This is a genomic window from Streptomyces sp. NPDC045778 (genome assembly GCF_056431945.1).
Genome location: NZ_JBWKJZ010000023.1, coordinates 1 through 12,634 on the forward strand (window position 1 = coordinate 1; position 12,634 = coordinate 12,634).

At 73.4% G+C, this 12,634-nt stretch carries 10 protein-coding genes; 8 read left to right on the plus strand and 2 right to left on the minus strand.

Going from position 1 to position 12,634, the window contains the following annotated elements:
• Window positions 1-168 precede the first annotated feature (168 nt).
• Both AC07GB_RS26650 and AC07GB_RS26655 read right to left on the minus strand, forming a co-directional pair.
• Window positions 169-606: a hypothetical protein gene (locus tag AC07GB_RS26650; RefSeq protein WP_478849656.1), complete on the minus strand. Its 438-nt coding sequence runs from the start codon at window positions 604-606 to the stop codon at window positions 169-171.
• A gap of 7 nt (window positions 607-613) precedes the next feature.
• Complete coding sequence (locus AC07GB_RS26655) at window positions 614-973, minus strand: hypothetical protein (RefSeq protein ID WP_144002436.1); 360 nt, start codon at window positions 971-973, stop codon at window positions 614-616.
• Window positions 974-1,064: 91 nt separating this feature from the next.
• On the opposite strand from AC07GB_RS26655, the gene AC07GB_RS26660 reads away from it, so the two are divergent.
• From AC07GB_RS26660 to cobT, 8 genes are all read left to right on the plus strand, one after another.
• Window positions 1,065-1,745, plus strand: coding sequence for an HAD family hydrolase (locus AC07GB_RS26660; RefSeq protein WP_478849658.1), 681 nt, complete (start codon window positions 1,065-1,067; stop codon window positions 1,743-1,745).
• A gap of 394 nt (window positions 1,746-2,139) precedes the next feature.
• Entirely contained in the window at window positions 2,140-3,192 is a 1,053-nt protein-coding gene (locus AC07GB_RS26665; RefSeq protein ID WP_478849660.1) for a methionine ABC transporter ATP-binding protein, read from the plus strand.
• Window positions 3,189-3,938 (plus strand): methionine ABC transporter permease, encoded by a 750-nt coding sequence (locus AC07GB_RS26670; protein WP_478849662.1) that lies wholly within the window; start codon window positions 3,189-3,191, stop codon window positions 3,936-3,938. Before AC07GB_RS26665 ends, AC07GB_RS26670 begins: the two co-directional genes overlap by 4 nt.
• A gap of 94 nt (window positions 3,939-4,032) precedes the next feature.
• On the plus strand, window positions 4,033-4,866 hold the full coding sequence (locus tag AC07GB_RS26675) for a MetQ/NlpA family ABC transporter substrate-binding protein (RefSeq protein ID WP_478849664.1): 834 nt from the start codon (window positions 4,033-4,035) through the stop codon (window positions 4,864-4,866).
• A gap of 1 nt (window position 4,867) precedes the next feature.
• Complete coding sequence (locus tag AC07GB_RS26680; protein WP_478849666.1) at window positions 4,868-5,695, plus strand: MetQ/NlpA family ABC transporter substrate-binding protein; 828 nt, start codon at window positions 4,868-4,870, stop codon at window positions 5,693-5,695.
• A 174-nt stretch (window positions 5,696-5,869) separates the two neighbouring features.
• Window positions 5,870-6,517, plus strand: coding sequence for a GNAT family N-acetyltransferase (locus AC07GB_RS26685; RefSeq protein WP_478849668.1), 648 nt, complete (start codon window positions 5,870-5,872; stop codon window positions 6,515-6,517).
• Between the two features lie 258 nt (window positions 6,518-6,775).
• Window positions 6,776-7,987 (plus strand): precorrin-6y C5,15-methyltransferase (decarboxylating) subunit CbiE, encoded by a 1,212-nt coding sequence (gene cbiE / locus AC07GB_RS26690; RefSeq protein ID WP_478849670.1) that lies wholly within the window; start codon window positions 6,776-6,778, stop codon window positions 7,985-7,987.
• A gap of 313 nt (window positions 7,988-8,300) precedes the next feature.
• Window positions 8,301-12,632 (plus strand): nicotinate-nucleotide--dimethylbenzimidazole phosphoribosyltransferase, encoded by a 4,332-nt coding sequence (gene cobT / locus AC07GB_RS26695; RefSeq protein ID WP_478849672.1) that lies wholly within the window; start codon window positions 8,301-8,303, stop codon window positions 12,630-12,632.
• The last annotated feature ends 2 nt before the right edge of the window (window positions 12,633-12,634 follow it).

Sequence of the window (12,634 nt, forward strand, 5' to 3'; positions counted from 1 at the left end):
TGCGGTGAAGATTCGACACCTCCACCACACACGGGGGCCTTCGCCATGATCAAGCCCGGCCAGTGTCAACAACGCTCGTGATCAATACACCTAGGCGCTTCGTGCGGTTGTCTCGTCCGCGGGCGCGTGGGGGCTGGTCGCGCAGTGCCTCGCGCCCCCTCGGGGCGCTTACGGGCGCCCGGCCTTGCGCAGCCAGTACATCGCGGTCACCGGAAGCAGCACGGGGATGAAGAGGTACCCCATGCCGAAGTCCGACCACACCGTCGCGTCCGGGAAGGCGGACGGCTCCGCGAGGGTCCAGGCCCCGACCCCGAGCACGCCCACCAGCTCGGCGGCGCAGCACACGAGCGCCGCCCTGCGGGCCGTCTCGCCGCCGCGCACCAGCGAGTACGTGATGAAGCCGTAGACCACGCCGGCGAGCGCCGACAGGGTGTAGGCGAGCGGCGCCTTGTCGAAGTCCGTCGAGATCTGCACCGCCGAGCGGGACACGGCGCCGACCACCATCACGCCGTACAGCCACACCAGCAGGATGCCGGGGCCGGTGATCAGCTTCCGCCGCTCCGGCTCACCGCGCTCGGGCGCCTCTCCGGATCCGGATTCGGTCACGGCCACCTCAGCCTCCCCAGATGTCGTACAGGCGCACTTCGAGGACGGCGAGGACCACGCCGCCCGCCGCCACGGTCGCCGAGCCCCAGCGGGTGCGCTCCGCGAGCGACATGAAGCCCGCCGCCGGAACGCAGGCGAACGAGCCGATCAGATACGCCACGAAGATCGTCGTGCCCTGCTCCGGGTGCTCGCCCCGGGCCAGCTGCACGATGCCGACGATCAGCTGGATCAGGGCGAGGAGGGTGACCACGCCCATGCCGATGAAGTGCCAGTCCTTCGTCGGCTGGTCCCGGTAGGCGGCGAAGCCGCACCAGGCCGCGAGCGCGAGCGCGGCCACGGAGGTCGCGACGGTCAGGGCAACAAGCATGCCGAGACCCTATTACGGGCCAAAAGGCCCGATGCGCTCGGGCCCGGGGGCCCGGGGCCCGCCGGGGGCGGCCCACGTATCGTCGATCACCATGAACATCCAGGCTGACCCCCACACGATCCGGGCCGAAGCGCTCCTGTTCGACAACGACGGCACCCTGATCTCCTCGATGGAGTCGGTCATGCGCTGCTGGACGCGCTGGGCGGGCGAGTACGGGATCACCGCCGAGGACTTCGGCCGTGTCGAGCTGCACGGGCGCCCCGCCGCCGAGATCGTCGCCGACCTGCTGCCGGCCGAGCGGGTCGCGGAGGCGGTCGCGCGGATCGAGGAGCTGGAGGTCTCCGACGTCGCGGGCGGCGTCGTCGCGCTGCCCGGCACCCTCGACCTGCTCGCCACGCTGCCGCCCGAGCGCTGGGCCGTGGTCACCTCCGCCACCCGCCGCCTGGCCGAGGCCCGCCTCGACGAGGTGGGCATCCGCCCCAAGACGCTGATCGCCGCCGACGACATCACCCGGGGCAAGCCCGACCCGGAGCCCTTCCTCCTCGCCGCGCGCACGCTCGGCGTCGACCCGGCGCGCTGCGTGGTCTTCGAGGACGCCCCCTCGGGTCTCACGGCAGGCCGGGCCGCGGGCATGACCACCGTGGCGTTGACCACAACGCACCCCGCGGCCGAGCTGTCCGCCGATGTGCTCGTGAAGGACCTCTCGGAGGTGTCGGCGCAGGCCACCACGGGTGGGGTGGAGATCGCCGCCCGCGTCCGAAGGGGCCTTTGAGGCGTCCCCGGACGTCCGGCTGCCGGACATCGTGCGTCCGCTATTCGGACAGTGGTGGCGGTGCGGCGCCGCCCGCGTGTTTTACTGTCCGCATGACCACGACGAGCAGCCGCACCCTTGCGACCGAGGCGATGACGACGCCCGGTGCTCGTTGTATGTGTCGAATGTGCGCCTTCTGAGGGCCCCTGTACCACTGAGCCTCGCGCCCCGAAGCGAAGCCGCCGTGCCCCGCCCCCCGTGTCCCGCTCCCTGAGCCACGCGGAGGGAGCGAGCCAGCCCCCGCGCACACGTCCTCCGGTTCCACCGCCACCGCGAGAGCCGTGCCGCGTTCCGAACGAATGCCCCGTGCCCCGGCGACACCGTGCGCCGCGCACTCGACAGTGACGGAAACCCAGTGATCACCACTTCCGGCCTGACCAAGGTCTACCGCTCACGCGGTCGTGAAGTAACCGCCCTCGACGGAGTCGACCTCCACGTGCGCGAAGGCGAGGTGTACGGCGTCATCGGCCAGTCCGGCGCCGGCAAGTCCTCGCTCATCCGCTGCGTGAACCTCCTGGAGCGCCCCAGCTCCGGCACCGTGACGGTGGCGGGCCAGGACCTCACCGCCCTCGCCGGACGCGGCCCGCGCGCGGGCCGGGAACTGCGGGCCGCCCGCAGCCGCATCGGCATGGTCTTCCAGCACTTCAACCTGCTGTCCTCGCGCACCGTGCAGGCCAACATCGAGCTGCCGCTCGAAATCCTCGGCCTTTCCGGCAAGGAGCGCACCCGCAAGGCCCTCGAACTGCTCGACCTCGTCGGCCTCGCCGACAAGGCCAAGGCCTACCCGGCGCAGCTCTCCGGCGGCCAGAAGCAGCGCGTCGGCATCGCCCGCGCCCTCGCAGGCGACCCGAAGGTGCTGCTCTCCGACGAGGCCACCAGCGCCCTCGACCCGGAGACCACCCGCTCCATCCTCCAGCTCCTGCGCGACCTCAACCAGCAGCTCGGCCTGACCGTCCTGCTCATCACGCACGAGATGGACGTCGTCAAGACCGTCTGCGACTCGGCCGCCCTGATGGAGCGCGGCCAGATCGTGGAGTCCGGCACCGTCAGCGAACTGCTCGCCACGCCCGGCTCCCAGCTCGCCGCCGCGCTGTTCCCGCTCAGCGGCGCCGCGTCCGGCGACCACCGCACCGTCGTCGACGTCACCTTCCACGGCGAGGCCGCGACGCAGCCGGTGATCTCCCAGCTGTCGCGCACGTACAACATCGACATCTCGATCCTCGGCGCCGCCATGGACACCGTCGCGGGCAAGCAGGTCGGCCGCATGCGCATCGAGCTGCCCGGCCGCTTCGAGGAGAACGTCGTGCCCATCGGCTTCCTGCGCGAGCAGGGCCTCCAGGTCGACGTCGCCGGGCAGGACACGCCCGCGCCGCAGGACTCCGTGCTGGTGAAGGAAGGTGCCAAGTGACCTGGGACGAGATGCAGCCCCTGCTGGAGCAGGCCTGTTGGGACACCCTCTACATGGTCGGCTGGTCGGCGCTCATCGCCGTCGCCGCCGGCCTGCCGCTCGGCCTGCTCCTGGTGCTCACCGACCGCGGCGGCCTGCTCCAGAACGTCGTGGTGAACAAGGTGATCGGGCAGGTCGTGAACATCGGCCGCTCGATGCCGTTCATCATCCTCATGGTCGCCCTGATGGGCTTCACGCGCTCCATCGTCGGCACCACCATCGGCCGTGAGGCGGCGATCGTGCCGCTCGCGATCAGCGCCATACCGTTCTTCGCCCGCCTGGTCGAGACGGCCGTGCGCGAGGTCGACCACGGCCTGGTGGAGGCCGTGCAGTCGATGGGCGGCAACACCTGGACCGTGGTCCGCAAGGTCCTCGTGCCCGAGTCGCTGCCGTCGCTGATCTCCAGCGCCACCACGACCGTCGTCGCCCTCATCGGCTACTCGGCGATCACCGGCACCGTCGGCGCCGGCGGCCTCGGCGACCTCGCGGTCCGCTACGGCTACCAGCGCTTCGAGACCGATCTGATGTGGATCACCGTCGGCATCCTCGCCGTGGTCATCTCGATCATCCAGTTCGCCGGTGACTACGCCGCCCGCAGGCTGCACCGGCGCGGCAGCCACTCCGGAGCCGCGCCGCGCCTGAAGCTGCTCCGCGACAAGGCCCCGAAGACCGTCACGGCCGAGGCCGAGCCCGCCAAGGCTTCCTGAGCCCCCAGAGTTCGCTGAGTTCGCCCAGCGGCACCCAGCACCACCCCGCGGCCCCGCCGCGGGCGTGTACCACCCATGGAGAAAGGCACTTTTCGTGCGTAACACCACCAAGATCACCGCTGCTGTCCTGACCGCCGGAGCCCTCACCCTGGGACTCACCGCCTGCGGCTCAGACAAGGGCTCCGCCGGGGACAAGGACGGCGCGCTCGTCGTCGCCGCGACCCCGACCCCCCAGGGCCAGATCCTCGACTTCGTCAAGAAGAACCTGGCGAAGAAGGCGGGCCTCGACCTGGAGGTCAAGGAGTTCACCGACTACGTCACGCCGAACACGGCGACGCAGCAGGGTGAGGTCTTCGCGAACTACTTCCAGCACAAGCCGTACCTGGACGACTTCAACAAGAAGAACGGGACGGACATCGTCCCCGTCCCGAACGGCACGGTGCACCTGGAACCGCTGGGCATCTACTCGAAGAAGATCGAGAAGCTCGACGACCTCAAGAAGGGCGCGACGGTCGCCATCCCGAACGACACCACCAATGAGGCGCGCGCCCTGAAGCTCCTCGCGGACAACGGCGTCATCAAGCTCAAGGAAGGCGTCGGCTTCGAGGCCACCCCCAAGGACATCGCGTCCAACCCGAAGCGCCTGAACTTCAAGGAGCTGGAGGCCGCGGCCCTGCCGCGCACCATCAAGGACGTCGACGCCGCGGTGATCAACGGCAACTACGCCCTGGAGGCCGACCTCAGCCCCGCCAAGGACGCCCTCGCCGCCGAGAAGGCCAAGGGCAACCCCTACGGCAACTTCCTCGCCGTGAAGAAGGGCAACGAGGACGACCCGCGCGTGAAGAAGCTCGCCAAGCTCCTCACCTCGCCCGAGGTCAAGAAGTTCATCGACGACAAGTACGACGGCTCCATCGTCGCGGCCTTCTGACATGCGGGCGCCGGGCACAGCCGTGGCGGCCGGGGCCCTGGCCCTGGCGCTCGGCCTGACCGCCTGCGGCTCGGACTCCGGCTCCGACGGCGACACGCTCGTCGTCGGGGCCACCCCGACCCCGGCCGGTGAGGTCCTCGCGTACATCCAGGAGCACCTGGCGAAGAAGGCGGGCCTCGACCTCCAGGTCCGCGAGTTCACGGACTACGTGACGCCGAACACCGCCCTCCAGGAGGGCTCCCTCGACGCCAACCTCTACCAGCACACCCCGTACTTGAAGGACTTCAACGCCTCCAAGAAGACGGACCTGGTGCCGGTGACCGAGGTCTATCTGCCGCCGATGGGTGTCTATGCCGACGGCAGCAAGAAGCTCGACGACGTCACCCGGCTCCGCTCCGGAGCCGTCGTCGCCGTCCCGAACGACACCACCAACGAAGGCCGGGCGCTCCAGCTGCTCGCCTCCAAGGGCGTGATCGAGCTGAAGAAGGGCGCGGGCGCGAACGCCACCCCCGAGGACATCGCGGCCAACCCGAAGAAGCTCACCATCAAGCCCCTGGAGCCCGCGCAGCTGCCGCGCTCCCTGAAGGACGTCGACGCGGCCGTCATCAACAACAACTTCGCGCTCGACGCGGGCCTGAGCCCCAAGAAGGACGCCGTCCTCCTGGAGTCGGTGAAGGACAACCCGTACAACAACGTCCTCGCCGTGAAGAAGGGCGACGAGGACGACCCCCGGGTACGGAAGCTCGCCAAGCTCCTGAGGTCACCCGAGGTGAAGAAGTTCATCGAGGACGAGTACAAGGGGTCGGTGCTGCCCGTCACGGCGGGCTGACACGCATCAGCGCCCTCGCCACACACACGGGGTCCTCTTCGCGACGCGGAGAGGACCCCGTGGTGCGACGCCCCGTCAGCATGCTGCATGCTGAACACTTCAGCAGGCCTGAAGGTCCCCCAGGGCCACGACGGTTCAGGGAGCGACAGGCCCATGAAGGTTACGGAGCGGCGCATGACTACAGCCCCCACAGGCTCCTCGGGGTTCCCCGACATCTCCATCAGCACGGAGCGGTTGGTGCTGCGCCCTCTCGACGAGGCGGACGTCCCCGCGTACGCGGAGATGATGAACGACGAGCTGGTCACCGCCTGGACCGCCGTGCCCCAGCCCTACACCGAGGCGGACGCGCGCGCCTGGATCACCGACCTCGCCCCCGCCGAGCGGGCCGCCGGGCGCGGCATCTCCCTCGCCGTCACCGAGTTCCTCACCCAGCGCCTGGTGGGCACGGTCCAGCTGCGCCGCACCGACTGGCGGGTGCGCTCCAGCGAGCTGAACTACGTGACCGCGCCCTGGGCCCGCGGCGAGGGCTACGCGTCCGAGGCCGCGCTCGCCACCGCCCAGTGGCTGTTCCACGACCAGAAGTTCGAGCGCATCGAGCTGCGCACCGCCGCCGACAACACCGCGGCCCAGCAGGTCGCGCAGAAGATCGGCTGTATCAGCGAGGGCGTCCTGCGCGGCGCCTGGATAGCGCGGGTCAGAAACGGCGGCGACCCCCTCGGCGGCTGGATCGACCTGCGCACCGACCTCATCGTGTGGAGCCTCCTGCCGGAGGACCTCGAAGGCGTCACGGAGCACCTGACGGCGTTCTCGGACTGGAACTAGCGCCTCGGGCGGCGTGGGCGGCGCATCGGCCTGCGGCCTCGTCCTCAAGCGCCGGACGGGCTGGATCCACTGCGGCACCGTCGTCGGCTGTTCGTCTCCGGGTGTCGCTGGGGCCGCTGTGGCGCCGTCGCCGGCCGTCCGTCTCCGGGTCTCGCCGGTCCACCGGCGTCCGGGTGCGGCGTCAGCAGGTACGCTCCCCTCGGGCCGCACCCACCGGCCTCCCCCTCGACGATCCGCGACCCCAGGAGACAGACGACGATGGCCGACCGGGTCACGGTGATCGGCTGGGACGGCTCGCCGCTGACCACCGCGGCACGCTCCGCCCTGAGCGCCGCGACACTCGTGGCGGGCGCCGCCCACCACCTCGCACTTCCCGAGGTCCCCCCGACGGCCGAACGCATCCGCCTCGGCAGCGTCTCCCTCGCCGCCCGCCGCATCGCCGCCCACCGCGGCACGGCGGTCGTCCTCGCGGACGGCGACCCCGGCTTCTTCGGTGTCGTCCGCACCCTGCGCGCCCCCGAGTTCGGCCTGGAGGTCGAGGTCGTACCCGGCGTGTCCTCCGTCGCCCAGGCCTTCGCCCGCGCCGGCATGCCCTGGGACGACGCCCAGGTCGTGGTCGCCCACCGGCGCACGCTGCGCCGCGCCGTGAACGTCTGCCGCGCGCACGGCAAGGTGGCCGTGCTCACCTCGCCCGGCGCCGGGCCCGCGGAGCTGGGCCTGCTCCTGGACGGCGTCCACCGCACCTTCGTCATCTGCGAGGAACTGGGCACCGAGCGGGAGCAGGTCTCCGTCGTCACCTCCGACAAGGCCGCCGACCACACCTGGCGCGACCCCAACGTCGTCATCGTCATCGGTGGCTCCGTCGCCCACGACAGCGGCTGGATCGCGGGCCGCGACCCCGGCACGGACCCGCGCGGCTGGGCCCTGCCCGCCGCCGCGTACGGCGGCGAGCACGAGCTGGGCGAGGGCGAGACCGACCGCATCCGCGCCGCCCAACTCGCCCGCCTCGGCCCGCGCGTGGGCGACCTGGTCTGGGACATCGGCTGCGGCAGCGGCGCGTTCGCCGCCGAGGCCGCGCGCTTCGGGGCCGCCGTCATCGCCGTGGACCGCGACCCGGACGCCTGTGGCCGCGCCACGGCCGTCGCGCGCCGCTTCGGCGTGCAGGCCCACATCGTGCACGGCACCGCGCCGCACATCCTCGAAAGCCTCCCCGAGCCCGACGTCGTACGCGTCGGCGGCGGGGGAGCGGCGGTGGTGTCCGCCGTCGCCGACCGGCGCCCGGAGCGCATCGTCACCCACGCCGCCACCCGCGACGCCGCCGAACTCCTCGGCCGGAACCTTTCGGAGCACGGATACGCCGTCGAGTGCGCCCTCCTGCAATCCGTCGAGCTCGACACCCGCGCCTGGACGGAGCGGAAGCGGACCGTCGTCTTCCTGCTCTCCGGGCTGCTTCTCGACCGCACCGCGTGACCCTGGCGGCCCTCCTACCGCGCCGTGCGCGGTAGGCTGGCCGATCGTTGTACCGCACCCGGGTGCCCGGTGATTCCTTGGTCAAGGTCCGGAAAGCTCGCCCGTCTTGGGGGGTGCGTGTGGTACGGCGGGGCCGCTGGACGCGCGACGTGGCGCAGTCCACAGCGGACCGTGGCCGATCACGCTGCCGCGGTGGCGGAGCAACCGCGACAATGCCTTGTGGTCCGTACGCGGCGCGTTGCCGTGCGGCTCGCGAGCCCGTTGTGGATGACGGGCGGTCACAGAAGGACTAACCGATGGGCGAGGGGTACGCATGACCGACACCGGCCAGGTCCCGGGCGAGGGGTTGCCGGAGAGCGCAGGCATGGTGGAGCAGTCGGGCGTCCCCGCGCCGGACCCCTACACCTTCCTCGACCCCTCCGAGCACCCCGCCGAGGACGACGACCTGCTGCTGATGCCGGGTGCCCAGGGCGCGTGGAGCGAGGCGCAGGCCGCGCAGCCCGGCATCGCGCAGCAGCCACAGGGCATGCAGGGCGGCGCGCCGGGCGTGCCCGCTCAGCCGGGCGCCGTGTCGGCGCAGTTCGCGCAGCCGCAGGGCGCCCCCGCGGCGTTCGGCCAGGCGGCCGCGGCGCCCCAGGTCCCGGCCCAGGTCCAGGTGCCGGTCGGTCAGGCCGCGGCGGCCGCCGGGCAGGTTCCGACAGGGCAGGGCCCCGCTGAGCAGGTGCCCGCGGCTCAGGCCGAGCCCGACCAGGTCCGGCCGGATCAGGCGCAGGCGGTTCAGGAAGCCCAGGCGCAGCCCGTCGCGGCCCCTGCCTCCTTCGCCCAGGAGCAGGCCGCCCACCAGCCCGGGCCGCACGAGACGGCGGGCCGGGACAGCGGCTCCGTCGACCTGACCGGCGTTCCGCTGCCCTCGGGCCCCGCGCACACGCCCGCGTCGCACCACGGCTCCGCCCGCCGCCCGCTGCACCGCGGCCCGGCCGCGCCCGCCGTCCCCGACGGCGCCGCGAGCCCCGTGCTCTCCCTGGCCGACCGCGGCCCCGCGGGCGCCGCGCCGCACGCCGTGCCCGTACGCCAGCCAGGACCGCCCACCAGCGGCCCCGAGTACCTGGACGTCCCGCGCGAGGACACGGGCGTGCTGCCCGGCCCGCAGCTCGGCGAGATCCCTCCGCAGGGCGCGATGCCCTGGGGCGCGCAGCCCCAGCAGGCCCCGGTCACGCCGGTGCAGGACCCCCAGGGGGCGGTTGCAGAAACGGTCGTCCCAGAGGCCACGGAGGTCACGGAGGCTTCTGAGGCTGCTGAGGTCACGGGAGACCCGGAGGCCCTGGCTGCCCCTGCTGCCCCCGCAGACCCGGCAGCCCCCGCAGACCCGACAGCCTCGGCCGCCCCGGCTGCCCCGGGCAGCTCGGACGGCGCACAGGCCGCACAGGCCGCACAGGCCTCGCAGACCCCGGGCGCCTCCGATGTCACAGACGCCTCCAACACCACGGACGTCACGGACACCACTGACGCCACGCATGTCGCCATGGCCGCAGAGGCCCCCGACAGCGCGAACACCCCCGCCGTCACAGACGCCACACCCGCACCGGAGAACGCGTCCGTCGCGCCCCAGCCGCCCGTTGCGGACGCCGTCCCGGAGCCGATCGAGGCATCGGGCGCAGCCGGTGACGCGACAGCGCCCGAGGGGGCGCAGGAGGTGCCGTCGGCGCACATCGCGGGCCCCGCGCAGGCGGAAGGCGCCACAAGCGCCGTCCTCGCGCCCGATGCCCCGGACGCGCCCGGTACAGCGGATTCCGCTGTTCCGCACGCCCCCGAGGCGGACGCGCCCGCGCAATCCGCCGTTCCCGACCCCGCCGGGCCCGGGCCCGCTCCGGACGCCGCGCACGGCCCGGCCGATGCCGCCGCCGCGGCCGCCGAGGGCGCGGACGGTACGGACGGGCTGGACGCCGTGGCCGCGCCCGACGCCGCCGAGGCCGTCACCGTCCGGGTCGCGGGGGGTGTCCCGGTGCCGCCTCCCATGACCTTCGTCGACGACGAGCCCCCGTTCGCCGACGACCAGGCCCCGTTCGCCGGCGCGCCGGCCGTGCCCCCGGCGGTCGCGCAGCCCGAGGCCGCCGCCGTCACCCCGCAGGCTCCCGACGCCGCCCAGCCGTGGCCCGAGGCGGGCGCGCAGCTGCCCCCGGCCGCGCCCGGCCCGGACGCGCGAGTGCCCTCGCCCCTCGGCCAGTTCGTGCCGGTCGAGGGCTCGGTCCCGACCACCCCGCACCTGGCGCCGACGCCGCCGCGCCCGGTCGCCGTACCCCCGGAGTACTTCGCTCCGCAGCAGCCGGACGAGACGGCCGCGCAGCAGCCTCCCGCCGCGGCCGCCCCGGGCCCGGACGCCGCGGCCCAGGGCCAGGCCGCACCGGACGCCCCCGCGCCCCCCGCCCTCGTACCGGCGGCCGAGCCGGCGGACGCGGAGCTGCCGGACGCCGAGGAGGGCGCGCCGGGGCAGCGGCCCGTCCCCGCGGCCCCCGAAGCCCTCCCCGCCCCCGAGGCGCACGCCGAGCCCGGGGAGCAGCCCGTACCCACCGTGCCCGCACCCCGCGACGGCGACCGGCCCACCGCCGCTCCCGCCGCCACCGCGGCACCCGCATCCGTCGCCGCGGCGGACGGCCAGCTGCCGCCCGCCCAGGAGACGGCCGACCCCGACGAGCCGATGCACGCACCTCACCCGGCCGAACCGACCGACCCCGCAGCCCAGGCCCCGGGCCTCGCCGCCCCCACGGGCCCCGAGGACGTCACCGGCCTGCCCCTCGTGGAGGGCCCCGAAGGCCCCGAGGAATTCGCCGTCCCGCAGATCCAGGACGAGTCCGACCTCGCCGAGCCCCTCCCGGCCGACTCCGCGGTGCCGGTCGAGCCCGAGACCCCCCTTGACCCGCCCGCCCAGGGCTACGCCGACGCCGAGCGCGAGGCCGTCCTGCGCGTCATGCGCGAGCGCCGCGACATCCGCAACGGCTTCCGCAGCGACCCCATCCCGCACGAGGTGCTGCTCCGCGTCCTTGAGGCGGCCCACACGGCGCCGTCCGTGGGCCACTCCCAGCCCTGGGACTTCGTGGTCATCCGCTCCGCCGAGACCCGCCGCACCATGCACGAACTGGCCCAGCGCCAGCGCGAGGCGTACGCGAAGTCGCTGCCCAAGGGCCGCGCCAAGCAGTTCAAGGAACTGAAGATCGAGGCCATCCTCGACACCCCGGTGAACATCGTCGTCACCGCCGACCCCACCCGCGGCGGCCGCCACACCCTGGGCCGCCACACCCAGCCGCAGATGGCCCCGTATTCCTCCGCGCTCGCGGTGGAGAACCTGTGGCTCGCGGCCCGCGCCGAGGGCCTCGGCGTCGGCTGGGTCAGCTTCTTCGACGAGCGCGAGATGGTCCGCACCCTGGGCCTGCCCGAGCACCTCGAGGTCGTGGCGTACCTCTGCGTCGGCTACGTCGACGAGTTCCCCGACGAGCCCGAGCTGATGCAGGCGGGCTGGTCGAAGCGCCGCCCCCTGTCGTGGGTCGTCCACGAGGAGACGTACGGCCGCCGCGCGCTGCCCGGCGAGGACCCGCACGACCTGCTCGCCGAGACCGTCGGCAACATCCGCCCGCTGGACGCCAAGGCGCTCGGCGAGGCCTGGGACCGCCAGAAGCGCATGACCAAGCCCGCGGGGGCGCTCGGCATGCTCGAGATCATCTCCGCGCAGCTGTCCGGCCTGTCCCGGATGTGCCCGCCGCCGATCCCGGAGCCCGCCGCCGTCGCGATCTTCGCGGGCGACCACGGCGTGCACGCCCAGGGCGTCACGGCCTGGCCGCAGGAGGTGACCGGGCAGATGGTCGCCAACTTCCTGGGCGGCGGCGCCGTCTGCAACGCCTTCGCCACCCAGGTCGGCGCCGAGGTCTGCGTCATCGACGTCGGTGTGGCCAGTGAACTCCCGGCGACGCCCGGCCTGCTGCCCCGCAAGATCAGGCCCGGCACGGCCGACATGACCACGGGCCCCGCCCTGACCCGCGAGGAGGTCAAGGCCGCCGTCGAGGTCGGCATCGAGACGGCCCGCGACCTGGTCGCGGCGGGCAACAAGGCCCTCCTGACCGGTGAGATGGGCATCGCCAACACCACCGCGTCCGCGGCCCTGATCTCCGTCTACACCGACACCGACCCCCTTGAGGTCACCGGCCGCGGCACCGGCATCAACGACGAGATGCACGCCCGCAAGGTCGAGGTCGTCCGCCGCGCGCTCGACCTGCACCAGCCGGACCCGGCCGACCCCATCGGCGTCCTCGCGGCCATCGGCGGCCTGGAGCACGCGGCGATGGTGGGCCTGCTCCTCGGCGGCGCCTCCCTGCGCACCCCGGTGATCCTGGACGGCGTCAGCGCCGGCGCGGCGGCCCTGGTGGCCCGCGCCATCGCCCCCGAGGTCCTCGCCGCCTGCATCGCGGGCCACCGCAGCGCCGAGCCCGGCCACGTGGCCGCCCTGAACAAGCTCGGCCTGCGCCCCCTGGTGGACCTCGACCTCCGCCTGGGCGAGGGCACCGGCGCCCTCCTGGCCCTGCCGGTCGTGCAGAGCGCGGCACGGGCGATGCACGAGGTGGCCACGTTCGACTCGGCGGGCGTCACGGAGAAGTAGCG